The sequence below is a fragment of the Lachnospiraceae bacterium oral taxon 500 genome (assembly GCA_002999035.1).
GTDB lineage: Bacteria > Bacillota > Clostridia > Lachnospirales > Vallitaleaceae > W11650.
On record CP027241.1, the window covers coordinates 2,326,295 to 2,351,233 of the forward strand.

The 24,939-nt window shown below is 46.6% G+C and carries 22 protein-coding genes and 2 pseudogenes; 4 read left to right on the forward strand and 20 right to left on the reverse strand.

The window, feature by feature from the left end; all coding sequences use genetic code 11:
- Positions 1-104 precede the first annotated feature (104 nt).
- From C3V36_10545 to C3V36_10640, 20 genes and pseudogenes are all read right to left on the reverse strand, one after another.
- On the reverse strand, positions 105-1,469 hold the full coding sequence (locus C3V36_10545; protein AVM69644.1) for a hypothetical protein: 1,365 nt from the start codon (positions 1,467-1,469) through the stop codon (positions 105-107).
- Between the two features lie 212 nt (positions 1,470-1,681).
- On the reverse strand, positions 1,682-2,617 hold the full coding sequence (locus tag C3V36_10550; GenBank protein AVM69645.1) for a methionyl-tRNA formyltransferase: 936 nt from the start codon (positions 2,615-2,617) through the stop codon (positions 1,682-1,684).
- Between the two features lie 60 nt (positions 2,618-2,677).
- A complete protein-coding gene (def, locus tag C3V36_10555) occupies positions 2,678-3,166 on the reverse strand; it encodes a peptide deformylase (GenBank protein AVM69646.1) in 489 nt (162 codons plus the stop codon).
- Positions 3,167-3,300: 134 nt separating this feature from the next.
- Complete coding sequence (priA, locus tag C3V36_10560) at positions 3,301-5,502, reverse strand: primosomal protein N' (GenBank protein AVM69647.1); 2,202 nt, start codon at positions 5,500-5,502, stop codon at positions 3,301-3,303.
- A gap of 99 nt (positions 5,503-5,601) precedes the next feature.
- Positions 5,602-7,560: a hypothetical protein gene (locus C3V36_10565; GenBank protein AVM69648.1), complete on the reverse strand. Its 1,959-nt coding sequence runs from the start codon at positions 7,558-7,560 to the stop codon at positions 5,602-5,604.
- 74 nt (positions 7,561-7,634) lie between these two features.
- Complete coding sequence (rpoZ, locus tag C3V36_10570; protein ID AVM69649.1) at positions 7,635-7,838, reverse strand: DNA-directed RNA polymerase subunit omega; 204 nt, start codon at positions 7,836-7,838, stop codon at positions 7,635-7,637.
- 1 nt (position 7,839) lies between these two features.
- Positions 7,840-8,472 carry a guanylate kinase gene (locus C3V36_10575; GenBank protein ID AVM70520.1) on the reverse strand — a complete coding sequence of 211 codons (633 nt, stop codon included), beginning with the start codon at positions 8,470-8,472 and terminating at the stop codon, positions 7,840-7,842.
- Complete coding sequence (locus tag C3V36_10580; GenBank protein ID AVM69650.1) at positions 8,465-8,728, reverse strand: hypothetical protein; 264 nt, start codon at positions 8,726-8,728, stop codon at positions 8,465-8,467. The genes C3V36_10575 and C3V36_10580 overlap by 8 nt, the downstream gene beginning before the upstream one ends.
- 5 nt (positions 8,729-8,733) lie before the next feature.
- Positions 8,734-9,612 carry a YicC family protein gene (locus C3V36_10585; GenBank protein AVM69651.1) on the reverse strand — a complete coding sequence of 293 codons (879 nt, stop codon included), beginning with the start codon at positions 9,610-9,612 and terminating at the stop codon, positions 8,734-8,736.
- 207 nt (positions 9,613-9,819) lie between these two features.
- Entirely contained in the window at positions 9,820-10,350 is a 531-nt protein-coding gene (locus tag C3V36_10590) for a peptidylprolyl isomerase (GenBank protein AVM69652.1), read from the reverse strand.
- Positions 10,351-10,354: 4 nt separating this feature from the next.
- On the reverse strand, positions 10,355-11,257 hold the full coding sequence (locus C3V36_10595) for a GTPase Era (GenBank protein ID AVM69653.1): 903 nt from the start codon (positions 11,255-11,257) through the stop codon (positions 10,355-10,357).
- Positions 11,258-11,259: 2 nt separating this feature from the next.
- Positions 11,260-12,249, reverse strand: a complete 990-nt coding sequence (locus C3V36_10600) for a hypothetical protein (protein ID AVM69654.1) — start codon at positions 12,247-12,249, stop codon at positions 11,260-11,262.
- Positions 12,250-12,658: 409 nt separating this feature from the next.
- Positions 12,659-14,086 (reverse strand): hypothetical protein, encoded by a 1,428-nt coding sequence (locus tag C3V36_10605; GenBank protein ID AVM69655.1) that lies wholly within the window; start codon positions 14,084-14,086, stop codon positions 12,659-12,661.
- Positions 14,073-16,193: a hypothetical protein gene (locus C3V36_10610; protein AVM69656.1), complete on the reverse strand. Its 2,121-nt coding sequence runs from the start codon at positions 16,191-16,193 to the stop codon at positions 14,073-14,075. Before C3V36_10610 ends, C3V36_10605 begins: the two co-directional genes overlap by 14 nt.
- A 45-nt stretch (positions 16,194-16,238) precedes the next feature.
- Complete coding sequence (locus tag C3V36_10615; protein ID AVM69657.1) at positions 16,239-17,015, reverse strand: macrolide ABC transporter ATP-binding protein; 777 nt, start codon at positions 17,013-17,015, stop codon at positions 16,239-16,241.
- Between the two features lie 564 nt (positions 17,016-17,579).
- Positions 17,580-18,467: a hypothetical protein gene (locus C3V36_10620; GenBank protein AVM69658.1), complete on the reverse strand. Its 888-nt coding sequence runs from the start codon at positions 18,465-18,467 to the stop codon at positions 17,580-17,582.
- Positions 18,468-18,487: 20 nt separating this feature from the next.
- Positions 18,488-19,939 (reverse strand): potassium transporter KefA, encoded by a 1,452-nt coding sequence (locus C3V36_10625; GenBank protein AVM69659.1) that lies wholly within the window; start codon positions 19,937-19,939, stop codon positions 18,488-18,490.
- On the reverse strand, positions 19,936-21,288 hold the full coding sequence (locus C3V36_10630) for a Trk system potassium transporter TrkA (GenBank protein AVM69660.1): 1,353 nt from the start codon (positions 21,286-21,288) through the stop codon (positions 19,936-19,938). The genes C3V36_10625 and C3V36_10630 overlap by 4 nt, the downstream gene beginning before the upstream one ends.
- A gap of 133 nt (positions 21,289-21,421) precedes the next feature.
- Positions 21,422-22,126, reverse strand: a complete 705-nt coding sequence (locus C3V36_10635) for a FadR family transcriptional regulator (GenBank protein ID AVM69661.1) — start codon at positions 22,124-22,126, stop codon at positions 21,422-21,424.
- Positions 22,127-22,187: 61 nt separating this feature from the next.
- Positions 22,188-22,346: pseudogene (locus tag C3V36_10640) on the reverse strand (DUF1016 domain-containing protein).
- 190 nt (positions 22,347-22,536) lie between these two features.
- On the opposite strand from C3V36_10640, the pseudogene C3V36_10645 reads away from it, so the two are divergent.
- The 4 genes and pseudogenes from C3V36_10645 to C3V36_10660 all read left to right on the forward strand — a co-directional run bounded on the left by C3V36_10645 (position 22,537) and on the right by C3V36_10660 (position 24,786).
- Positions 22,537-22,638 (forward strand): annotated as a pseudogene (locus C3V36_10645) (toxin HicA).
- Positions 22,639-22,885: 247 nt separating this feature from the next.
- On the forward strand, positions 22,886-23,263 hold the full coding sequence (locus C3V36_10650) for a GntR family transcriptional regulator (protein ID AVM69662.1): 378 nt from the start codon (positions 22,886-22,888) through the stop codon (positions 23,261-23,263).
- Positions 23,264-24,130 (forward strand): ABC transporter, encoded by an 867-nt coding sequence (locus tag C3V36_10655; GenBank protein AVM69663.1) that lies wholly within the window; start codon positions 23,264-23,266, stop codon positions 24,128-24,130.
- Positions 24,127-24,786 (forward strand): ABC-2 transporter permease, encoded by a 660-nt coding sequence (locus C3V36_10660; GenBank protein AVM69664.1) that lies wholly within the window; start codon positions 24,127-24,129, stop codon positions 24,784-24,786. Before C3V36_10655 ends, C3V36_10660 begins: the two co-directional genes overlap by 4 nt.
- Positions 24,787-24,939: the final 153 nt, after the last annotated feature.

The window sequence follows — 24,939 nt, forward strand, 5'->3', positions numbered from 1 at the left end:
GCTTTCGTTCCTCTCTCTGCCGGAAAAACGAAATCGCTTTTTAGCCCCGGTTAATCTTTTGATTTTAAATGCTCACCGCAGCAGTACACAAGACAGCTGCCGCTTTATGGCATTCTTTGCAGTTTAGCAATAAAAAAGCCCTGTAATTCTCCTGGTAAAACCTGCAGCATCCCCTGCTGCCAAATCAGCTTGCCGGCGGCTGACAGCCGCTGGCCGCCCGCCGTTTGAAAGACCGGGTCAAGCGAAATATCGCACAACGTAAACTCCGGATGCTTTTTTAAAAAAGCGCCGATTCTGTCCTGATTTTCCGCCGGCAGCAAAGTACAAGTACTGTACAGCAAAGTTCCGCCGGGCGCGACATAGCGGGCCGCCTGCTCCAAAATCTGCTCCTGAATCTTACTGAGCTCGGCCACTGTCTGCCGGGTCAGCCGGTATTTAACATCCGGTTTGCCCGCAATCACGCCCAGTCCCGAACAGGGCACATCGGCCAGCACGCAGTCAGCCGCTTCTTTCTTGCGGACATCAGCCTGCGCCGCATCCTGCACCGTCACTTCAATATTTTTTAAACCTAAGCGGCGAATATTTTCTCTTATCTTTTCGGCTTTAGACTCCGATAAGTCCGACGCAATCAGCTTTGCCTCCGGCAAAAGCGCCGCCAAATGAACACTTTTTCCGCCCGGCGCCGCACATAAATCATAAACCAGCCGCGGCCGCTCCGCCGCTGCCAAATAACCGACCAGCATGGAGGCTTCATCCTGAACCTGAACATATCCCTTTTGAAAAACCGCTTCTTCCTCAATGCTGCCGCTGTATTTCCTAACCTGCGGGAATAATACGCCTTCTCCTCTGATCCGGTCAACCCGGTGCTGCAAAAAAGCATCCACCTCTGCCTGTCCGGCTGCATCCGGCGCAATCAGCCGCAAACTGAGCGGTTTTTCCAGTAAAGAGTCACTTAAAATACCTTCCACTGTCGAGCGTGAATAGCTTTCCTGCAAAAGCGCAATGATTTTCTGCGGAAAAGAATAAAAGGACTGCCAATCTCCCTGCCGGCGGAGCGACTCCAGATACTCCGCCGCTGCCGCCTGACTGTCGGCCACCCGGCGCAGCAGGGCGTTAATATAAGGGACTGCCCGAAACTCGCGCCGCTCTTTGGCCAGTTCGACCGCCTCATGAACCACCGAATAAGCCGGAATCTTATCCATATACATCAGCTGATAAAGCGACAGCCGCAAAATCTCATGCACCACCGGACTCAGCTTTTTCAGACGCAATTTGGAATAATAACGCAGCAGCTTATCCAGCGTATATTCTCTTTCCAGCACGCCCTGCGCCAGCCTCTTAATAAAAGCCCGCTGCGCCCGGTTCAAATCAGGATAATCCGCCATCTTTTGCAAATAAATCGTTTTAAAAAAGCGCTTCTCCGTGCGTTCCAGCAAAATTTCCAGCACAATCGCCCGTTCTCTTTTCATTCGTTTCCTTCTTTTCTTATTTATCCAAATGCTCTATTTCTTTATCTAAAGCTGTGCCTTCTGTTTATTCAAGCCAATGTTTTTCACCAAATAAATGAAATCAAGTTTTTCGCCAGAACCCATCGTTTTGGCACGCAGTTCAACTGTTCGAAGCGTCCGCAGGACGCAAGTTTTGAACAAGTGCTAAAACAATGGGTGACTGGCCCCCCTATCTAACACTCAAACTTCCCCCCAACTGCCACCTCATAGCCATTTAAAAACGCTGCCGCCGGCATCCTCTTTTTCCCCTCCAACTGCACCTCCTCAATCAGAAGAGCACCTTGTCCGCAGGCAATTTCAATCCCCGCTTCACCGGTACTCAGTACCAGCCCCGCTTCCGCTTTGCCGCCCGCCGCCGGTAAAAGCTTCGCCTGCCATATTTTTAACAGCTTCCCCTGCCAATAAGTATACGCACTCGGCCAGGGATTCATTCCCCGAATCTGCCGGTCAATTGCGGCCGCTGAATCATTCCAATCAATTTTGCCCATTTCCTTGGTAATCTTACCGGCATAAGACACCCCATCCTCCTCCTGCGCCTGCGGCGAAACCGTCCCGTCTGCCAAGGCTCGCAGCGTTTCCAGACAAAGCTCGGCACTCATCCGGGCCAGCCGGTCATGAAGTCCCCCTGCTGTTTCCGTTCCGTTTAAAGTAATTTCCGCCCGCAGCAGCATATCGCCGGTATCTAACCCTTTATCCATCTGCATTGACGTTACACCGGTTTTCGTTTCCCCGGCCAAAATAGCCGCCTGAATCGGCGAAGCCCCCCGAAACTTAGGCAGAAGCGAGGCATGCAGATTAACGCAGCCGCGCGGATACGCCTTTAAGACCGCCTCCGGCAAGAGCAGCCCGTAAGCAATCACCACAGCCATATCCGCCGGCTGATCGCAAAACTCCTGTACCGCTCCCTCGTCCTTAAATGTAGCCGGCTGAAACAGCGGCAGACCGTTTTCCAAGGCCAGTGCCTTAACCGGCGTAATCTCTGTTTTTTTGCCCCGGCCCTTGGGCTTATCCGGCTTGGTATACACCCCAATTACCTCATGCTCGGAGTCAATCAGCGCCTTTAACGTCGGAACACTGTATTCCGGCGTCCCCATAAAAATTATTTTCATATTTCTCCTTTACTGCCGGCAATTTCTAAACCGCCGCAGAAATAACTCCTGTGTTCACACCTATTCGTCAAATTCCTCTTCGCCCTCGATTTCCTCCGGCACCTCTTCCTCTTCCATAATATCAATATAAAGCTGACCGTTTAAATGATCATTTTCATGACAAATAGCCCGGGCAAAAAGCCCCTCTGCCTCCACCAGCCTTTCCTTACCCTCCAGCGTCAAAGTCCTGACCTTAACCCGCTGCGGCCGGATAACATAGCCTCTTTCTCCCGGAATACTAAGGCAGCCCTCAATATCCTTTTGGGTTTCTTCACTGGTTTCTATAATTTCCGGATTGATAAAAACCTCCACCCCGTCGCCCACATCAATAACAAACACTCTTTTTAAAACGCCGACCTGCGGTGCCGCCAAACCGACGCCATTTGATTCATACATGGTATCGACCATATCCTCAACCAAAACAGCCAGTTTTTGGTTGAACAGCTTTACCTCCTTGGCCCGCTTGCGCAGCACCTCGTCGCCGATAATTCTAATATTTCGTAACGCCATAATTTTATGTTTTCCTTCCTGTAAAAGTTAATGTATTAACCCAACTTTCTCCTAATCGAAGTGCTACCTACTTCTGCCTTAACGAGCGGTCTGCCTGAAAAAGGCTGTTCCGTTAAACATGGGAAAATTGAGTTTTAACTAAAAAACTGCGGATTGATACTCAGATAAAGTCCAAAACCCATTTTCTCTATCTTTTTATTATATAGGTAATGCATAAGAAAAGTCAACTCTTTATGTTGATTTGCCTTTAACAATAGAGCCTCCCGGTAAGCCCCCGCCTGCTTAAATACATACGGCACAGCCGGGCCGATCATGGCAATATCCCATTTTTTAGCAGCGATCAGCTGTTTCAGCTCCGCTGTCAGTGCCGCTGCCATCCGTTTCGCTTCCGCCAGAACCGGATGTGTCACTACAATTTCCAGGATTTCACGAAAAGGTGGATTGTTCAGTAATTGCCGGTAACGAATCTCCTCCCGGTAAAAAGCCTCATAATCCTGACAGAGCCCGGCTCTAACGGCAAAATGCTCCGGCGAATAGGTCTGCAAAAAAGCCTGCCCCGGCTTACCGCCCCGGCCCGTCCGGCCAATCATCTGAGTCAGCAGCTGAAAGGTTCTTTCCCCCGCTCGGAAATCATCGGTATATAATCCCTGATCAACCGCCAAAACACCGACCACTGTTACATTATGAAAATCCAGTCCTTTGGCAATCATTTGCGTGCCGATTAAAATCCCGCTCTCGGCTCGGGCAAACTCCTGCAGTTTTAAGTCATGACCATGCTTGGTTCGGGTACTGTCATGGTCCATCCGGATCACCGGCGTTTCCGGATATTTGATTTTTAATTCCTTTTCAATTTTTTGCGTCCCCATGCCAAAAGCTTTTAAATAAGGACTGCCGCAGCTCGGACAAGTTCTCTGCACCGGCCGGCTGAAGCCGCAGTGATGACATATCATCTCTTCCGGCTCCTTATGATAAGTCAGCGGCAGTTCGCAATCCGGACATTGATAAACAAAGCCGCATTTCCGGCAGGATACGAACTTGGCATAACCGCGCCGGTTATTGAGCAAAATGACCTGCTCCCTGCGGGCCAGCGCTCCGCTGATTGCCTGCTCTAACTCAGCGCTCAAAAAAGAGCGATTGCCATTCGCCAGCTCCTGCCGCATATCAATCAAATGCGATTCCACCGGCCGGTCGGTCAATGCTTTCTCCTCCAGACGGTGCAGCCGGAATCTTCCCTGCCCGGCGTAGTAATAACTTTCCACCGAGGGCGTAGCACTGCCTAAAATAACCGGGATATCATAAATTTTCCCCATTTTGGCCGCCGTCTCAACCGCATGAAACTTTGGCATCAGCTCTGATTTATAACTGCTTTCATGCTCCTCGTCAATAATGATGATGCCCAGATTCGCTAACGGCGCAAACAGCGCCGAGCGGGGCCCCAGCATGATTTTGATCTCACCGTTTCGGGCTCTTTCCCACTCCGTCAGTTTCTCACCCTCGGACAAGCGGCTGTGAAATAAACCGACTGCATCGCCAAAACGCTCCAAAAACCGGCGGACCAGAGCAAAGGTTAAAATAATCTCCGGAAACAGAACAATCGCCTGCTTCCCCGCTTTCAGCACATCCTCGATCAGTTCAAAATAAATCTCCGTCTTGCCGCTCCCGGTTACGCCCCGGAGCAGATGCACCCCCCGAAAATCCGAGCGGATAGCCTGATATACTCTTTGCTGTCCGGCGTTCAGCTGCTTTTTGACCGCTGGCCGGGAAATATCCTTTTGGTACGGCGCCAGTACCGACAGAGCCGTTTCCTGCCGGCCAATCAGCCCATCCTGCAATAAAGCATCCAGAGCCGCTTTGCTGTAAAAACTCTGCTCCCTTAGTTCCGGAAAATCCTGCTGTTTAAAGTGAAGAAAATAATCAATTAAATCCCGCCTTTTTTGATAACGCTGTCCCGCCAAAGCATCGCGATAATCAGCGGCTCCGGCCGGATCTGCTTTCAGAAAATAAATAACCTGTTTTTTCGGCCGCACCTGAAAAGACGGCGGCAGCATTAATTTAATGACCGACGGAAGGGTGGCGGCATAATATTTTTTCATCCACCGCGCCAGCGAAATTTGTTCTTCCCTGAGTAATTGTTCCGGTGCAGCATTTAAAATACTCTTGATTTCAAAAACCTGCTCCGGTGCGGAAACTTCCGTTTCTACCACCAAAGCCTTTTGGGTCTTATTGGCTTTGCCGAAAGGAATCTGCACGATTGAACCGATTTCCGCCAGAGCGGCCAGTTCCGGCGGTACCCGATAAGTAAAGAGCCGATCCAATGCTTTCGCACTGGACAGCATCACTACATTTACATACTCGATCTTTCTCCCCTCCGTTCCGGCTTGCTTTTACTTCATGCACAATCGACAAAAAGAGTGCCGGCGGCACCCTCTTGTTTTTTATTCTTCCTTATTTTTTCCCGTTCCGTCAATTTCTTCTATTTCTTGTGAATTGAGCCGTCTGCTCATGCCGGCGCTTCCCGCTGGTTCCGGTTTTTCCTCCGGCGCTGTCCCCGCTGCCGACTCATCCTTATCCCCTAAATTACCTGTTACTTCCGGGGTTTCCGGCTCCTCCGTCCTCAACTCCTCCGGCTTAGGTTCATAGATTTCAATTCGGCCTTTGCCGGACTTTTTGGCCTGATACATCATATCATCGGCCAGCGTCATCAGATCTTCGGCATTGGCAACTTTTAACTCCGGCACATAATGAACAACACCGATGGAACAGGCAATCTGATCCTGCGGCTCGATTTCAACCGGATGTCCGAGCAGTTCCCCGATTTCCTTGGCATAGCCGCCCACACCCTTGATTTTTTGCAGAATTCGCTCAGCGGTTGCAATAGCTGCCGCCATTTCCGAATGATTGATAACAATGACAAATTCATCTCCGCCATAGCGGGCCGAAAGATCCATTGCCCGGACATTATTCTGCACCAGAGCAGCTATGCTTTTAAGCACAAAATCTCCGATATCATGGGAAAAATTATCGTTATATTTCTTAAAATTATCCAAATCCAAAAACAAAATGGAAAAAGTCTTGCTGTTGTCCTTTTTCGCCTCGCTGATCAGTTCATCCGTCATGTTCAAAAGCTCCTGCCGGTTGATAAGCTGGGTCAGCATATCCGTCATCGCCCGATGGTGCAGATGGTCATTATTGGCTGTCAGCGCCGCGTTGATTTCGCTTAATTCCTTATTCTTAAAAGAAATCGTCTTATTCAAATCCGACAGTGCCCTGGTTCTTTCCCGAATTAGGTTTTCCACATTATACGACTGTTCAATCACTGTCTCTGTCAGCTTACGGATCTGTCCGGTCAGTTCATAGCTTGGGTCACCCGGCTTTGCTTCCAGATTGATATAGCGATTACCGGTATTAAAACTGATCAAAGCATCCTTAATAACGGTAAACGGCTGCATCGTCTTTTGATAAACATAAGACTGCCACAGGCATAAGAGCAGACCGCCGGTTAAAAGCACCGCCAGTTTTAAAAGCCAGTTTTCCCGTAAAAAACCCCAAAAGCTAATCTCTACCTGCCCCATCATAATCACCCCGCCATCACTGATTTTGGTTTTGACAAAGGACACAAATAGATTTTCCTGATTTTTAACGGTATAACGAATCGTACCGGAAGCGTTGTGATCAATATACTTACTGAGCTGGCCGACATCTTTATAACCGGCATCCCCTTCGGTCTGGAAGTCCAAAATAATATTCTGATTACTGTGCAGAATGGTTTTTTTCTGCGAATCCAAAATCCAGGTCGAAGCCTTATGCTCCCCCTCCGGGTTAAAACCGGCATTAGCCAAATGCTCCTGTAAGCCCTGCAGAGAAATCACACCGACCAATATCCCGCGCAGAACCTTCTCCTCCGAGCGAATGGCAGCAATCACCGAAAAGACCGGCTCCTTACTGTCCTGTAAAAACTCGGCTTTCGTCAGAAGTGATGTTTCACTTTGGCCGACCTGATCAAAAATTTTACGGAACTCGCTTTGCGAAACGCTGCCGCGTCCCCGCGAATCAAGTGTATTATAATTTCCGTCAACATAATAAAGATTTTTATAAATCTGACTGTTAATCGTTTCAAACTCCCGCAGCAGTTTCATTTTTTGCGACGGCAACTCGGCCATCGAAAAAATATTGGCCAAGACGCTGAATTGTTCATACCGATCCGCCATCCACTGCCGGGTCAGTTCCGCCTTTAAAACCGTTTGATTCAGATTTCTTTCCATTTCCGCCCGCAAAAAACTTTGATACTCTCCATAGAAAAGCAATAAAAAAACAGACAAAAACAAAGCAGTTATCAAAAAATAACTCTGCCGAAGCAATTTGTTCTGCTTTTTTTGCTTTCTCTCTTTCTCCATCGTCTTCCCTCATCTTTTTATTGCAACTCAGGCAAACAGGTATTGACAGTAAAATACCCTGCCCGAGCTGTCACTTATTTTTTAATATTGATTTTCCCCTGATAAAGTTCCTCAACAGAAACAGAAATCGCTTTTTTATCCAGCAATCCTTTTTCATCTACCAGCTGACGGGCACGTTTGGCCGCCGCAATAATGATGGAATAACGGCTTTTTAAATTGATATCGTCATTTCTGGCATTGATCACCGTCATTAAATCGGAATAAGAAGGGTGCAGCATTTTATTTTTCTCCTTTCAATATCTCGCTAAATTCCTGACACAGGCGTTCCATCACCTGATGCTTATCCACCTGCCTGATTTTTTCAGCCCGCATAACCGCAATCACATCTTCGACGCAGACTTCCAACTGATTGTTTTCTATAATATAATCATAATGAATCATCTGCACAACCTCAGCTGATGATTTTTTAAGCCGCCGCTCAATTATCTCCGCCGATTCGGTATTGCGGTTTAATAACCGGGTTTTTAAAATTTCGACCTTGGGTGGAACAATAAAAATCAGCACCGCCTCCGGCGCTCTTTGCTTTACCTGTAAAGCACCCTGCATCTCGATCTCCAAAATCACATCAATCCCCGCATCCAGTTTTTCCTGCACAAACTTGCGCGGCGTTCCGTAATAATTGTCCAAATAGCTGGCATACTCATACAACTCATCTCCGGCAATCATATCTTCAAATACTTTTTTTTCCAAAAAATAATAATGTTTGCCGTAAACCTCACCCTGACGGGGCGTTCTGGTCGTAGCCGAAACCGACAGGGCAATTTCCGGGCGGCGATCAATCAGCGCCCTCACGACCGTTCCCTTGCCCGCTCCCGAAAAGCCGGAAATAACATATAATTTGCCTTTATTCACCTTTTTCCGCAAGCTCCCTTCCTTCAATCCGACCGACAATTGTCTCTACCTGCAAGGCACTGGCTATCAGATATCCATCCGACATTACCACCAAGCACCTGGTCTTGCGGCCGGCTGTAGCGTCAATAAATACCGACTCCTCCTTAGCCTGAGCAATAATCCTCTTAATCGGGGCGGCATCGGGTTTTACCAGTGCGATAATTTTAGATATTACCGCCACGTTGCCATAACCTATGTTTACAAATATTTTATTCATAGCGGTCACTCAATATTCTGTACTTGTTCTCTGATTTTTTCAATAATGTTCTTTAAGTTAATGGTGATATTTTTCATCTCCATATCAGCCGATTTGGAAGCAATCGTATTAGTCTCTCTGTTCATTTCCTGAACAATAAAATCCAACTTTTTCCCAATTCCGCTTTCCTCGCGCAGCACCTCCTGCAAATGGACCAAATGCCCCTGCAGCCGGACGATTTCTTCATCCACCGACAGCTTATCCGCCATCAGCGCTGTTTCGGTCACGATTCGGCTTTCATCAATATTTTCCGCCTGTAACAGCTCGGACAGCCGCTCCTTCAGTCTTTGCCGGTAAAGCTCGACCGACTGTTTTTCCAGTTCCGGTAAAAGGATGACCTGTGCCCTGATTTCCTCGGTTTTTTTCAAGATATCGGCCTGCAAAAGGCTGCCTTCCAGCTCTCTGGCGGCCACCACCTTACTCGCCGCCGACTCCGCCGCCGCCAGTGCCAACTCCTCCAAAAACTCCTCGGCTTCATCCTCTTCTTCCGCCCGAAAAAGATCCGGCAGCGTCAAAAACTTGGAAACCGACAAGTCATTTTCCAAAAAAAGCTCCTGCGACATTTTTAAAAGTTCGGCCAAATATTTTTCCGCCAGCGGCTTATTATAGCTGATATTGACATCCAGACCGTCCGCCCGCTGATATTGCACGAAAACTTCAATCTTCCCCCGCAGCAGTTTTTGCTTGAGTTGATTTCGGATTCCGTTTTCCAAAAAATACAGTTTCTTAGGCAGCTTAATATTAATCTCACAGTAACGGTGATTGACAGAACGGATTTCCACAGTCAGACTTTTCCCGTTCCTGATCAGTGTTTCCGAACCAAATCCAGTCATACTTCTTATCATAACCGCTCCCAATCAGCGAAAGCAGCGGACAGCGCCGCCATTTCCGCCTTCTTTTCAGATTGCTGTTTATTTATTCTATCATAAATTCAAGTAGGAATCAACTACCACTATACGTCTGAGGCGGATCCAAAACCGCCTTAATTCTCAAAGTAAGTTCCAGTTTTAAAGTCGGACCAGAAGTTACCGTTTAATCAAGTGCCATTATGCCTATTTCGTCTCCGGCAGTTTTTCCGGCTCGGCATAATCCTCGCCAAAAGTTTCGACTGTTACCGTCTTCATTCTCTCCGGCTGCTCCGGCTTATCGCGGTAATCTCTCGCTACTCTGGCAATCCGGTGTACCTCGTCCATTCCTTCGGTTACCTTGCCGAAAGCGGAATAATTTCCATCCAGCCGAGCCGACGGAGCATCCATAATAAAAAACTGACTGCCGGCCGAATCATGCACCTGGGTTCTGGCCATGGACAGCACGCCGTCCTCATGCTTTAAGTCATTGGTAAAACCATTCGCCTTAAACTCTCCGCGAATACAGTACCCCGGTCCGCCCATACCGGTGCCGTCCGGGTCGCCGCCTTGGATAACAAAGCCGGGAATCACCCGGTGAAAAATCAAGCCGTTATAGAAGCCCTTTTGGATCAAAGAAATAAAGTTTCTGACGGTGTTGGGCGCAATCTCCGGATAAAGTTCGGCTTTGATTTGCGCTCCGTTTTCCATTAAAATTGTGACAATTGGATTTTGCATCTGATTATTCTCCTTTTCTGTAACCGTAATTTTTCATTAAAAACTCGCTGTCCCGCCAGTTTTCTTTTACTTTTACCCATAAATTCAGCCGGACATGATTTAAAAAGAACGCTTCAATATCTCTTCTGGCCAAAATACCGATTTGTTTGATCATACTGCCGCCCTTGCCCAAAAGAATCGGCTTATGACTCTTTTTTTCGCAGACAATGGTCGCCTCGATCTCCATCTGCGCACCGTCCTCGGATTCCTTCATACTGTCAACCGTAACCGCCACGCCGTGCGGAATCTCTTCCTGCAATAACTTTAGAACTTTTTCCCGAATCAGTTCCGAAACAATTTGTTTTTCCGGCTGGTCGGTAATCATATCGTCCGGAAAATACTTCGGTCCCTCCGGCAAATGGGTGTCAATCAATTCCATCAGTCTTTCGGTGTTATCCGCTTTTAATGCCGAAATCGGAATAATTTCCAAAAACGGATATAAGTCCTTATACGCCTCAATTACCTTTAATAAAAACGGTTTTTCCACCGTATCAATCTTATTGACAACCAAAATGACCGGTGTTTTCGCTTCCCTTAGCCTTTCGGCAATAAATTGATCCCCGGCTCCGACTGTCTCCGTTGGCTCAATCAGCCAAAAAATCAAGTCCACTTCCGTTAAGGAAAAAATGGCCGCTGTATTCATATATTCGCCCAGCTTGCTTTTCGGCTTATGAATTCCGGGGGTATCCACAAAAACAATCTGCTTATCTTCCGTTGTCAAAATAGTTTGAATCCGGTTCCGGGTCGTCTGGGGCTTCGGCGACATAATCGCAATCTTTTGCCCTAAAAGCGTGTTCATCAATGTTGACTTACCGACATTCGGACGGCCGACCAGGGCAATAAAACCGGACTTAAATGGTTTATCCATAGCTACTCCTTTACTTCCATTTCCTGATGGATTGTTTGATACGCCATTTGTGCATAAATCGGCGAAGGGGCAAATTGATCTTCCCGGTAACAGGAATAAATAAAAAATAAGTTTGCCGCCGACCGAGAAAACGCACTCAGGCTAAAAATCAAAGACCAATTTTTCAAAGCCGATTCCTCCGCCGGCTGCAGGGGCGGACAGCCGGCCGCCAAATAAGCCGCCTGCATCATCAAATAAAACTGCTGAATCCGGGCCGGCAAGTCGGAAAACAGCGGCGCAATCACCCGAAAGGCATGGACGGCACAAAATAAATATTTCATGCTTTCCGCGCCGGTTTCCCTGGCCAGGCGAATAGCAATCGCCCGCAAGGTGTAAATATTTAAGTTTTCCTCCTCCAATCGGGCAAAGGTATCAAGATAATCCCTGTCTGCCGCAATTTGGCTCAGTCTTTGGTCAAAGCTCCGGCCGGAAAGCGAATAATCCGGGCGGGCATTCTGCAGAGAAATAATTTGCTCGACAAAAAGCTTGGTTTCTGCCGACGGCAGTTCAAAGGACAACGGCCGGTATCCGGCTGCCAAAAAAGCCAGCGCTCTGGCCACTTCCCCCTGTTCGCCCGACTCAAAGGCATAACCTAAGCGAATCAGCCCGGTCAGGGCATCACTGTAAATTCCGTCAGCCAGCACCGCAAAATACTGCCGAATCGCTTCCGGCTCCCGCTCGATCAAAGCATCAAAAAAATCCACAAAACCTTGATAACACTCTTTTTTACCCAAACACGAGCGCCAGTTTTCTTTCGTCACCGGCGGAGTTTCCGGTTCCGGGAGCCTGACCGGTAAATACTCTTTTTCATATTCCCGAATCAGCGAGCGAATCTGGGTACCGGAGATACCCATTTCATTCATGGCCACAATCAGGGGGCATATTAAATTTGTCCCGGTCTCCGTCCAAGGCGACAGGTCCTTATAGGTATAAAATAAACTGTGATAAGACATGACAACTCTCTTTCCGTAATACTTCTCTTTTTAAGCATCAATCCTTTTTATCTTATCGCATTTATCCGCAAAAAGCAATGAAAAAATTCACTATTTGCTGCCGGTTACGGTAAGGGTAAATCCTATTTTCCTAATGCGCACACTCGAAATTCATCGTCATCTCAACAAATTACGAATGGCTCACCAAAGCGGCATCCATAATTCATCAAATATCACCGTGAATAACACTGCCGGCCAGATCCATAGACAAAAAGCAGCCTGATTACAAGCTGCTTTTTGTATCTGTATCACTTTCTCTGTGTGAAGACTCTCTTTCCGCCGCCGGCATCTCAACTCCGGCCATACGCCGGTCTTCGCTTAACATGCTTCCCGAAAAGAAGGGTACCGTCTTTCGCCGGAGAAAATCAGGTTATTCATTGCGCAGTGCCTTTAAGACCGACAGCTTCATTGCCCGCCGCGCTGGTAAGTACCCAGAAATCAGACCAACGGCCGTCGTAAAGAACATACCCAAAAGATACAGCCAAATCGGAATCACCGACAGCGGCGGCGCTTCTCCGCTGCCACCAAAGCCAAAGAGATTCATACCCTTAGTCAGAAAGTTTAGCACCATTGAGCCACCGGTACTGAAAATCAAACCGATAATCCCGCCAATCAAACCGATTAAAGCCGCCTCGGTTAAAAACATACCCTGAATGTCCTCCAGTGAAGCGCCGATAACCTTCATTACGCCGATTTCTTTGGTTCTTTCATAAATCGACATAACCATCGTATTGGAAATACCAATCGCCGCCACAATCAGCGACACGCCACCAATGCCGCCCAGTACCATCTGGGCAATGTTGGTAAACTTATTGAGCTCTTCGACCATTTGAATCATTGAACTGGCGTCATAGCCCATTTTCCGGATGGTTGCCTGAATTTCCAGAATCTTCTTGGTATCGCCGACAAAAAGCTGCACTTGTTCATATTCCTGCTTTCTTTTATCGGTCGGTTTGGCTGGAGCCTCCGGCTGCTGCTGATCGGGATTACGCTGTTTCATTTTTTTTTGCCATTTTTCATAATCCTTTTGAATTTTATCAACCGTTTCCAGCGAAGTATAAATACTGTAATCCGTGTTCCAGCTGCCAGCTTTTAATAAGCCGCTGACCGAAATCTTAATCGGCCGGGGAATCGTCTGCCGGTCTTCATAGCTGATATCCGGCTCACCATAACGGGTATCTGGATTTAAAAGCAACGGCTCCGTCATGACGTCTACCTTAGGCGCTGGGCGCTTCTGCTGTTCATCATAGCCGCCGCCGTAGTAATATGCACCCTCCATCATATCATCCCCCCCTCGGCTTCTAGCCTTGGGATCCCGGAACTGATATGGAATCTCGCCGCCAATCAAGAAACTATAACGCTCGTCCTCACTGAAAACTTCACCCTCAGCTATCTGCGGATTCTGCAAAGTCATTAATTCCCGCTTCATTCCGGTAACCCGAGCGTATGTATAGTATTTGCCGCGGCGAAGCATAACCGCGATGGATTTAACCGGCGAGGCAGCGTCCACACCCGGAATTTGACTCAAAGCCTCAACCGCTTCATCATTAAGCAGGATTTTCTTTTTATTATTGTCCGTCTGCTTTTGGTAATCATAGCGCTTGGTGACCGTAACAATATTTAAAGAACCCATATCCTTAAGCTGCGACTCAATGCTTTTCTTCATTCCCACGCCCAGCGAAATCATGACAATGATCGAGGTGGTGCCGATGACGACGCCCATTAAGGTCAAAACCGTCCGCAGCTTACGTCGCCATAGGTTACCCATGCTCATAAAGATCAAATCACTTTTCTTCATAGGAGTTCATCTCCTTTTTGTGCTTATGCTTGCGCCAAATACCAATCCCGATGCCGGCCACCACTAAGACGCCGACTACGCCGCCAATAATCATGCCCCACGGCAGACCACCTTGAGCCGCTTGATCTGGCATTACATCGTTCCCATCCATACCCGGCATATTCGGATCCATATCTGGCATCATTGGTGCTTCTTCGACCATAACGTTAAACTCTTTTTCAATCGTAAACTTCTCACCGTTTTGGTCATCATAGCTAACCACAAACTTACCCTTTTGCTCGCCCGGCTCGGAAAACCGCAGATAACCCTCATAAGAATTGCTTTGTCCCACATCGAAGCTGCCGATATATTGGTTATTCGGGTCAGCGGTAAAGCCCTTACCTTCCACGTTAACCATCACATTATAAACTTTAGCTTTGCCGGTATTATAAATATTGAAGTTTGCCGAGACTTCCTGATTCAGCGTTGCCGAAGTCGGAAGTGTCAATTCCGAAGTTTCTACTTTGGTAGTCTGCATAACCGGAATGCCAACTAATTCCTTGGCGGTAATAGCCTTGCCGTCCTTATCCTCGTATTCAAAGTTGACATTGACCATATAGGTTTTGGGCGCGGCGTCCGGCACGACATACATGGTAAAGGTTCGGCTGACGGTTTGATTCGGGCCGATATGGTCAATATAAAAGGTATTGCTGCTATTGACTGGAGAAAATACGTTTTGCTGTACGGTATCCCGACCGGTCGCAATATCAAAGGTCAAAAAGGCTTTGACATTGTAAATGTCCTTGGTTCGATTGGTATTTCTAAATACCATATTCAGATCAAACTGCTGGCTGGCCTGAACAATCGTCGGTTCTAATTTATAAGAGTCCAAAATAATTTTGGGCTGATTCTTGTCCTTATCCTTTTCCTCTTCCTTGGCGTCCAAATAAACGCCAATCACCTGCGTATCGGTAATCGCCTGTGCATCCTTAGCGGTACTAGTCTTATAGCTGATTTCAAACGTAATTGGATAGTTCCTGTCTTTTAAGCTATCGCCAGTGCCAATCACCGTCACCGAATAAGTTTGGCTATCGCCCTGTTTCAAGTCATCAAACTTGACAACTGACGGTGTTTTGGGTAAAAACACATTGTTGTCAGCCATTTTCACGCTTAATTCCTTAATATCCTTATCGCCGGTATTGGTAATCTTAAAGGAAATCGGGAAAGCCTGATCCTGGGCAACCGAGTTCGGATAAGAAAATCCACTGTAAGTCAGCTTGCCGGTAGCCTTACCGGTTTCACTCGGCGAAATAAACACATTGTATTTGGCCTGACGAACAATTCTCTGACCGTCACGGTTTTCATATTCGTAAGTAACCGTAAACGGATAGCTGCCGGCAGCAATATCCGCCTTTAAATAATAGGTAAACTCCGCCGGTTTGGCAATCAGCGGCATAATGTTGCCGATGGTTACGGTATCGCTCGCTGATTTTAAAGTAAACTCAGCCGGCAGACCCTCAATTTTCGTCTTTACATTCCGCACCTGATAATCGGTATCGTTTTTAATCTTATATTGGAAAGTCAATTCTTTATCTGCTTCCGGTTTTAATGCGGAAAAATTATCATCCGTAATCTCAACCTTTTCCAGCTTCGTTTCATCTTTTCTGACTTCATAGTAAAGCAGCAGGGTTGTCTGGAACGGATCGCCGGCATTGTTTTTATAAGTAATGTTTAAATAAATCGGATAAATGCCTTCTTTGGCGCTTTCATCGGCTACCACCCGGATTTGATATTGTTTGGCCGCATCCGGTCCGATTACCTGATTGGCCGGTTCCAGCAAAGTCGATAAAATCCGGACGCCGGACACTGCTTTTTCAGCGGTAATATCCGGGCTGATTCTGACTTCATTGGCGGTAAAACGGGATGTATTGTTTAAGCTGAACGTAATCGTATTTTCTTTTTGGGAATAAATACGATGGGTTTCCGTTCCCAAAATTTGTAAAACCGGCTTAGCCTTTTCCGTCGCATTGACCGGGTTTTCCGGCTGTGCTGCCGAAACAGGCCAAACGACCGTCGCCAGCAAAAATAAAATACACAAGCTTGCTGTTATCTTTCTTATTGTTTTCATAATATCCTCCACTTTGGTTAAATGCTCCGTCTTTTACCAGATTGGTTATTGATTTAAAGCCTGCGCCCCCATGGCAGCGCCCCGAGCGGCCAGTTCCGCTTCATACTCCCGCAGGTAAGCATCGGCTTTACTGTGTTCATTTTTCTCAATTCTTTGAATATTGCCGTCTCGAATATGAACAATCCGGTCGGCATATTCGGACAATTCTTCATCATGCGTGACAATGACCAGCGTTTTTTTCTCTTTTTTCACCATCCGCACCATCATTTTCATCATATCGTCCGAAGTCTTGGTATCTAAGTTACCGGTCGGTTCATCGGCAAAAATCAACTCCGGCCGATTGACAAAAGCCCTGGCAATGGATACCCGCTGCTGCTGACCGCCTGACATTTCCGGCGGCTTGTGGTACATTCTCTCGCCCAGACCAACCTGATCCATCATATCTTTCCCGACGGCATTGCGCCTGCGCTTGCTTTCTCCCTTAAAAATCAGGGGCAGCGTTACATTTTCTAAGGCAGTCAGAGTATTGACCAAATTATACTGCTGAAAAACAAAGCCAATATACTTCCGCCGAAATTCCGCCAGTTGATCTTCGCTCATCTTGTGGATCGGAAACTTACTAAAAAATATTGTCCCGTCCGTTGGCTTTTCCAGTCCCGCCATCATATTGAGCAGGGTTGATTTACCCGAACCGGACGGCCCCAAAAGGCACATGATTTCGCCCTTATAGACGTCAAGATCAATATGATCCAGGGCTACTACTTTTTCCTGGCCCATGGTATAAACCTTGCGGACGCCTCTTAGTTCCATTGCATTTTCCAATTCTGCACCTCAATTCCATTTTGTCAGAGTCTTTGCCGCATCTTAGTTTCCCAGTATAATACGATGCCCAAACCAACTCAATTAAAATCCAATTAAAAATTATTAAAATTAACTGGGTAAATCCTTATTTACAGGCGTTTTAACGCTTTTTTCAACCTTAATCCAAGATTTCTCAGCCTGTTTTTCAAAGGTCAGGCAGCAAAACTTTCACCAGCTGTTTCCGCGGAAAACCATACAACTATCAGATTTGCCGTTTGTGTTATTATATTAATACAATAACTTCTCTTTGTCAAGCCCTTTTTCCTTTCATTTTTGTAAGTTTATATCCTTCCGGTGCCACATCCAAAAACGTTATCACAAGGCAAATCCTTCCCTATTCGCCGCCGCACAAAATACTTTCTCATATGAGGCTTAAGCAAAAGGAGCTGCTGCATAATACAGATATTACACAAGATATTGCGACAAATCCAAAGATTTGTCTTAAATCTTGTGTGAAAATCTTAAAATGCAACAGCCCCTTTAACTTATACAAGTTCAAAGTTTGCCGCCGTAATCCTTGTCCGGTCATTCGCCCAGCAGCAGCCGCATCACTTCAGCTGCACTTTTATTTTGCAGTTTCTCCGCATCCTCTATCCCCAGCCGCCCGACTGCCCAGCGCATTTGCGCGTACCGGCTTAAGAACTCTCCCGGCAGCACCCGGGTCTTAAACTTTTGATACCAATCGGGATAATACCGCCGCATATAATCTTCGGCCAGAGCAGCGGCCTGACTTTTGTAGCTGCCGGCAGCATTCACCGTACCACTGATCTGCACCCCCGGCGGTGTAGAATGAACCAGCAGCACACTGCCGTCCGTACAGGCTCCAAGCACAATATAAACATGTCCCGGACCACTCATAATATCGCCCGCCCGGTAGTCCCTGATCCGACCGGCCGGCGTATATCTGCCCCAGCCCCGGCCGGCAAAGTTTTCCGCCATATCTTTGGCCTTCATCACATAGCCCGGGCCGCCGTCCACGCTATGCCAAAAATTATATACGCTCCAGCCGACATAGCCTGAGCAGTCCAGGCCGTCATGAATCTGATAGCGGGTTTCGGTATAATCATAATCCGCTGTCTGCTCGGCAAAATACCTTTCCCATCGGGAACTTACACCAATCGACAGGGCTTCTACGCCGGCTGCCGTATCTTCCTCGTTCCAGCCGCCGCCCCAAATATACACCGTCCTCCCGACCGGCTGCAAAGCCGTTTGCAAAAAATAGTACAAGCTGTACCGGGGCAGTTCCGTGCTTTCTGCTTCATTCATCGACACATAACGAGCCTGCACCGGCAAAGAAGTCAGCCTGCAAAGCAGCAAACCAGTGACAAAAATACAAACAAGCCTATTCTTTCCTCTGTTTTTTTGATTTTTCATTTTCGCTTTCCTATTATTTTGTCGGCCGTCAAACTTCATTATGCCGTTTTCTCCGCCGCTTAGGTCCGCTTCCAGGTATTGGCCGAAAACAAAATCAGCATCGGCAAGATCTCAAGCCGGCCGGCAATCATACCAAAGGATAAAGCCAGCTTGGAAAAAGCCGAAAACCCGGCAAAAGAACCGGTCGGCCCAACTACGCCAAAACCCGGCCCGACATTATTAAAAGTGGCTGCCACCGCCGAAAAAGCCGTTTCAAAATCAGGGCTGTCCAGTGCCACAATCAAAAGCAGGACCGCAAAGACCATAGTATAAAGAAGCAAATAATTGCCCAGACTTTTAATCAATTCAGTATCAACGACCTTGCCCTCAAATTGAATAACCAAAATCCGCTTGGGATTGCGGGAGCGTCTCAGTTCTGCAATCGCCGATTTAATTGTCGGCACGACTCGGGCTATTTTTATCCCGCCGGCGGTCGAACCGGCACAGCTGCCAATGAACATTAAAATCAGCAGAACAACATGGGAAAACAACGGCCATTTGTCAAAATCCACGGTCGCAAAGCCGGTCGTGGTAATAACCGAGGACACCGCAAAGAAAACATGGCGCAGCATATCACCGAACGGGAGCGGAGATACCAAAAACAAATTAAGAGTAATCAGCGCCACAGCTGCCGTTACGATAATCGCATACCATTTCAGTTCTTCGCTTTTGAAAAACTCTTTGACCTTGCCGATTAAAATCAAATAATACAAATTAAAATTAATGCCGAAAGCCAGCATGCCAATGCCAATGATGATATCAACCGCTGCCGAATCATAATGTCCAATCGAAGCGTTTTTTATGCCAAATCCGCCCGTGCCGGCCGTTGCCATAGCATGATTGATACTGTCAAACAGCGGCATTCCGGCCGCACATAATGCCAGCGTTAAAACAACCGTCATGGCAATATAAATTTTATACAAAATCCGTGCCGTATCACCAAGCTTAGAAACAACCTTGCCGAAAACCGGCCCCGGCACTTCCGCCTTCATCAGATAAATACTGTCCTCTTTCATCTGCGGCATTACCGCCAACACAAAAACCAGCACTCCCATGCCGCCAATCATCTGAGTCAGGGAGCGCCAAAACAAGATGGCCTTGGGCAAGCCCTCAACATTGACCGCGACCGTTGCTCCGGTGGTGGTAAAGCCTGAGCTGATTTCAAAAAAAGCATCTACCAGCGTCGGGTACTGACCGGACAGATAGAGCGGCAATCCCCCTAAAAAGCTGATCAGCAGCCATGACAGCGATACAATCACCAGACCTTCTCTGGTAAAAAAGGAGCGGATCGGTACCTTTTGCAGATTGAGCAAAGCTCCTGCCCCCAGCCCCAGTCCGGCTGACAACAGAAACGCGCCGATGATGTCCCATTCTTCCCGGTAATACAAACCGACCGCTGCCGGCAGCAGCATTAACAATGCCACAAAAATCAACAGCCGACCGATTACTTTAAAAACCATTTTTATATTCATAGCACTATCTCATCCAAATCGCTTAAATAACCATTATACGAGATCACAATTACCCGGTCATGCGGCATCAGCCGGTCATTACCGGTCGGGAAAATCGTCTGATTTTTCCGGTAAATATAGGCAATCAAAACATCTTTTTTAATTTTTAACTCCCGCAGCGGTTTCAGGGTCGCCTTCGAACCTTCCTTGACCCGAAACTGCAAGGCCTCAACCTGATCATGGGCAATTGTGTAAAGCGCCTCGACATTTGACCCCTGCGAATTAAAAAACGCCCGGACATACTGCAAAATCGTATCCGACACAATCCGTTTCGGCGTAATCACCGACTGTAAGCCAATCGGCTCAACAATGTCAATTACTTCGGTGCGGTTAATCTTCGTCAGGGTTTTTTTAACCCCCAACGACTTGGCAATCATGGAAATAATGATATTCTCCTCATCGATTCCGGTCAGTGCCAAGACAGCATCATAATTGGCTGCCCCCTGCTCGCGCAGATTATTGATATCCGTTCCGTCAGCCTCAATCACTTCAATTTTCGGGAATTGCCGGCTCAGGAGCTTGGCTTTGTCATGATTTAATTCCAGTACCTTGATGGTAACATTGGATTTCTCAAACAGCTTAATCACATACTGCGCCAGCAAACCGCCGCCAATGATAAAGAGTGACCGAATCTTGCTCTCCTGCTGGCCGTTGTCCTTATATAGTTTAACCAGTTCCGACATCGGCCCGGTCACAAATAAATGATCGTTGGCTTCAATAATAAAGTTTCCCTTGGGAATAATAATCTCACCGTTTTTCATAACGCAGCAGACAATCAGATTCTTATACGAACTTCGAAAGTCAATCAGGGATTTTCCACCCAGATTGGAACCGGCGCTGACCTTTAATTCGACAATCGGCGGTTTATTATTGGCAAAGGATTCAAAGGAATCCGCCAGCGGAAACTCAATCAGCTGCATACATTTGCGAGCCGCCTCCAGCTCCGGATTGATAAACAAATTAATATCCAGCGATGTCCGCATCAAGTCCGACAAATCGGAATAATCCTGATTACGCACTCTGGCACCGGTTTTCACTGCGCCCAGCTTCTTGGCCAGAACAGAGGCAATCATATTTAACTCATCGTTATCGGTCAGCGCAATAAACATATCCGCCGTGTTCACCCCTGCCTCCATTTGGGTATCATAAGACGCGCCGTTTCCTAAAACACCGGTAATATCATATTGATTCAACACCGTTTGAAAAGTCTTGGCATCCTTTTCAATCAGAGTAATCTCATGGTTTTCTTCTGCCAAGTCACGGCACAGCACCTTACCGACTTTGCCCGCTCCCATAATTACAATCTTCATATAGCCTCCGCTAAACTCTAACGGTTCAGGCAAGCAATTCCAAATGCCGCCTGAACCGAATCTGATTTTTTATAAATATTATCATATCTGTGGTAAAAAAGCAATCACTGCTTATTGCCAGAAAGTCTGCCCGCTAATAATAAATCTGCCGCTCGCCTGCCACTGCTTCTCTGGTGCACTCTTCAATCCAAACCGTTGCTCCGGCCGCATCCCGCGCTGCCAGCCTTTCCCAAGTTTGATAGCTGACCCGATAGAGCTCCTCCCGGCCGTATAATGCACAAAACCTTTCCCAAAGCACGATAATCGAGAAATAAAAAGAACGAAAAATCAGCGGCAGCAGTGTATTTCGGGAAATCATCGCCATTTCATGCTGAAATTCAAAGGCTGCCTTGGCCGCGTCCTCATTGCTGACGGTTTGCCGAATTTTCTCCGCCAATTCTTTCAAATAAGCAATCTCTTCATCGCTGGCCTTTTCCACAATGCAGTTGACCGCCAGCTTATCCAGCGCGTCTCTGACCTGTAAAATCGAGCGGATTTCCTCATCGCGCATCCGTCCCCGGTTATGATACATAATGGCCTTTAAGGTTTCCAGTGTGCCCTTGCGCCGATAATCAGCCACAAAAGTGCCGATTCTGGGCCGCACCTCCAAAAAGCCCCTTCTCTCCAGCTCAACAATCCCGGCATTGACCACCGCCCGACTGACCCCCATTGATTCGGCAATCACCCTTTCCGGCGGAAGTTGTCGGCCTTCTTCCAATTCACCCGATAAAATCATACCCTGTACATTTTCGATAAACATTTCTTTCAAGGTCGGTGCGACCAGTTTTTTAAACTCCATTCCTTGCCCTCTTTTTCTGTCAAAAACTCATCTGCTTTCATCAGATTCTTTCTGCTGAAGAAAGCCCTAAAAATTCTGTAATTATGGGATTCTTAATGAACTCCAGCTTGTCATTCTGGTATGCAGAAGTTTTTTCCTGCATCTCATGTTCAACCAACTTCTGTTTTGGGGTTTTCAGCATACGATAGTAATATTGAGAGGATATGTCACGCTGCAAAGTACCGCAAATCCCGCTTGATTTTTCATCCTTTAATGCCTATCCATCATATCGCATTTACTGTAATTTTTCTACTGTTTTTTTACTTCTTATTTTTTAGCGGCATCTTATGAAAATCCGAATAGCAAGAGGAAGTTTTATTTTTTACAGCATCCCTTGACACCATATACGATACCATATATAATATCGCTACCCGATTACTATCCCAAAACATGAACCAATCAAAAAGATTTACGTGGAAATGGTAAAAGAAATTATTGAAAGAGAGGAAACAAATAATGAAAACATTAGATGAATATATGGCTTTGCTTGTTTTTACTCTCTCGGAACGACAGTCTTCGATATCCGGGCTGAAACTATTTTAAAGAATCCTGCTATTCATTTTGGATTTATTTTTTAAATTCACTTCAAAGTCCCATTTTTAAAAGGCAAATCCCTCTATTTTGGTCAAGCCGATATAGGGGGATTTTTTGCATTGACATTTTATTCAAAGTTGATATAATGTACAGGTACAATAAGTATACTTAGAAACGGAGCAGACAATGGATATAATTATCAGCAATCGCACCAATAAGCCAATTTATGAGCAAATCACTTCACAGATCAAAACTCTGATTATGAGCGGAGAATTGCAGTCGGGAGAAGCCATTCCCTCAATGCGGGCACTGGCCAAGCATCTTCATGTCAGCGTTATTACTGTCCAAAAAGCCTATGAGGATTTACAGCATGATGGATTTATCGAAACCACCGTCGGCCGGGGGAGCTTTGTTTCCGCTCAAAACAAAGAGTTTTATCAGGAAGAGCAGCAGCGCATGGCTGAGGAGCATCTGCAAAAAGCAGCGGAAATCGGGCGAAACAGCAATATTCCCCTGCCGAAACTAATGGAGCTCCTGAAAATGTTTTATTTGGAGGATGAATAAATGGATTATGCCTTGACCCTAAACAATGTATCCAAGCAATATGACCAAACCGGCTTTCGTTTGGACAATATCTCATTTCAACTGCCGACCGGTACAATAATGGGCTTTGTCGGTGAAAACGGCGCCGGCAAAACCACCACCATCGGCTGTATTCTCAATACCCTGTTCCGTGATTCCGGTTCCATTTGCTTATTCGGTAAAGACATGACTGACCAAAGCACCGATTTACGGGATGACATCGGCGTAGTTTATGACGGCGGGAACTTCCCCGCTCATTTTACCGCCGGCCAAATCGCCGGTATTTTTCGCGGTATTTATAAAAACTGGGACGATGCTCTCTTTCAAAACTATCTGAACCGTTTTGACTTAAAAAAAGACCAGAAAATAAAAAAATATTCCAAAGGCATGACCATGAAATTAGCAATTGCCGCGGCGTTATCCCACCATCCCAAACTGCTGATTTTAGACGAAGCCACCGGTGGATTAGACCCGGTAATGCGGGAAGAAATGCTGGACATTTTTTTGGATTTTGTCGGGAGCGAAGCGCATTCGATTTTACTTTCTTCGCATATCACCAGCGACTTGGAAAAAATCGCCGATTATATTACCTTTATCCATCATGGCAAAATCATTCTGTCGGAAGCCAAAGACCGTCTGCTCTATGACTATGCCCTCCTGCGCTGCACCGAACAGCAAATGAGCACCTTAGACCAAAACGATTTTATCGCCTGCCGGCGCCAAGGCTATCAGTACAACCTTTTGACTGATAACCGCCACAAGGCCGAGCGCAAATACACCGATATCATCATTGATCACCCGTCGATTGATGAAATCATGCTGACTTTAATCAAAGGAGAAAACCAATGACCGGACTTTTTAAAAACAACTTTTACGCCGTCAGCGAATTGATGAAAATTGTGATTTTCCTCAGTGCCGCCGCCGGGATTCTTTTACTGGTAAGCGGCAGCCCTGAACTTCTGATTTGGTTTACCATTCTGCCGGCGCCTGCTGCCGCAATTGTATCTGTTTTTGGCCTGCAAGGGGAAAGCCGCTCACAATGGAGCAAATATAAGCTGACCTTGCCGGTTCGACGCGTTGATATCTTAAAAAGCCAATATCTTACGCATACGCTTTGGACTATTCTTGCTATGACAGCGGTATCGGCGGTCATTGGCGGCACGGTTCTGATTCACGGCAATCTTTATTTTTATTACGGCTTTCGCGACGCTGTTACTTTAGTTTCCGCCGGTGGGGTAATTGCCCTTTTAATCGGCGCTCTTTCCTATCCCCTCCATTATTTAATGAGCGAGGACAAGGCAATTATCGTGCCGCTCCTCAGTACACTCGGTTCTGTCGCCATTGTCTTGGGGTTAAGCGCATTGGTCAGTGCCCTAAACAATGGCAAAGTCCTGTCCGATCAGCAATATTACAAAAGCCTTGGTCTGATCATTGCTATTACCATTATCCTCTATTTTTTATCATTCTGCCTGTCCATTTCTATTTTTCAGAAAAAGGAATATTAAGATTTCAAGCGACTTGCTGAACTGTACTTTTTGTCTTTTTAAAAGTTGTGGTTCAACCACATACCAAGAGCGAATTTAATGTTTTTTAATAAATTCGCTCTTCTATTTTTGTTTAAAAATCCCGAAAATAAAGCATTGACGATTTTATAACAA

Coding starts and splice junctions, on each gene's coding strand:
- C3V36_10545 (AVM69644.1), bottom strand. CDS start 1,469: ATGAAAAGAGAACGGGCGATTGTGCTGGAAATTTTGCTGGAACGCACG.
- C3V36_10550 (AVM69645.1), bottom strand. CDS start 2,617: ATGAAAATAATTTTTATGGGGACGCCGGAATACAGTGTTCCGACGTTA.
- def (AVM69646.1), bottom strand. CDS start 3,166: ATGGCGTTACGAAATATTAGAATTATCGGCGACGAGGTGCTGCGCAAG.
- priA (AVM69647.1), bottom strand. CDS start 5,502: ATGCTGTCCAGTGCGAAAGCATTGGATCGGCTCTTTACTTATCGGGTA.
- C3V36_10565 (AVM69648.1), bottom strand. CDS start 7,560: ATGGAGAAAGAGAGAAAGCAAAAAAAGCAGAACAAATTGCTTCGGCAG.
- rpoZ (AVM69649.1), bottom strand. CDS start 7,838: ATGCTGCACCCTTCTTATTCCGATTTAATGACGGTGATCAATGCCAGA.
- C3V36_10580 (AVM69650.1), bottom strand. CDS start 8,728: ATGAATAAAATATTTGTAAACATAGGTTATGGCAACGTGGCGGTAATA.
- C3V36_10585 (AVM69651.1), bottom strand. CDS start 9,612: ATGATAAGAAGTATGACTGGATTTGGTTCGGAAACACTGATCAGGAAC.
- C3V36_10590 (AVM69652.1), bottom strand. CDS start 10,350: ATGCAAAATCCAATTGTCACAATTTTAATGGAAAACGGAGCGCAAATC.
- C3V36_10595 (AVM69653.1), bottom strand. CDS start 11,257: ATGGATAAACCATTTAAGTCCGGTTTTATTGCCCTGGTCGGCCGTCCG.
- C3V36_10600 (AVM69654.1), bottom strand. CDS start 12,249: ATGTCTTATCACAGTTTATTTTATACCTATAAGGACCTGTCGCCTTGG.
- C3V36_10605 (AVM69655.1), bottom strand. CDS start 14,086: ATGAAGAAAAGTGATTTGATCTTTATGAGCATGGGTAACCTATGGCGA.
- C3V36_10610 (AVM69656.1), bottom strand. CDS start 16,193: ATGAAAACAATAAGAAAGATAACAGCAAGCTTGTGTATTTTATTTTTG.
- C3V36_10620 (AVM69658.1), bottom strand. CDS start 18,467: ATGAAGTTTGACGGCCGACAAAATAATAGGAAAGCGAAAATGAAAAAT.
- C3V36_10625 (AVM69659.1), bottom strand. CDS start 19,939: ATGAATATAAAAATGGTTTTTAAAGTAATCGGTCGGCTGTTGATTTTT.
- C3V36_10630 (AVM69660.1), bottom strand. CDS start 21,288: ATGAAGATTGTAATTATGGGAGCGGGCAAAGTCGGTAAGGTGCTGTGC.
- C3V36_10635 (AVM69661.1), bottom strand. CDS start 22,126: ATGGAGTTTAAAAAACTGGTCGCACCGACCTTGAAAGAAATGTTTATC.
- C3V36_10650 (AVM69662.1), top strand. CDS start 22,886: ATGGATATAATTATCAGCAATCGCACCAATAAGCCAATTTATGAGCAA.
- C3V36_10655 (AVM69663.1), top strand. CDS start 23,264: ATGGATTATGCCTTGACCCTAAACAATGTATCCAAGCAATATGACCAA.
- C3V36_10660 (AVM69664.1), top strand. CDS start 24,127: ATGACCGGACTTTTTAAAAACAACTTTTACGCCGTCAGCGAATTGATG.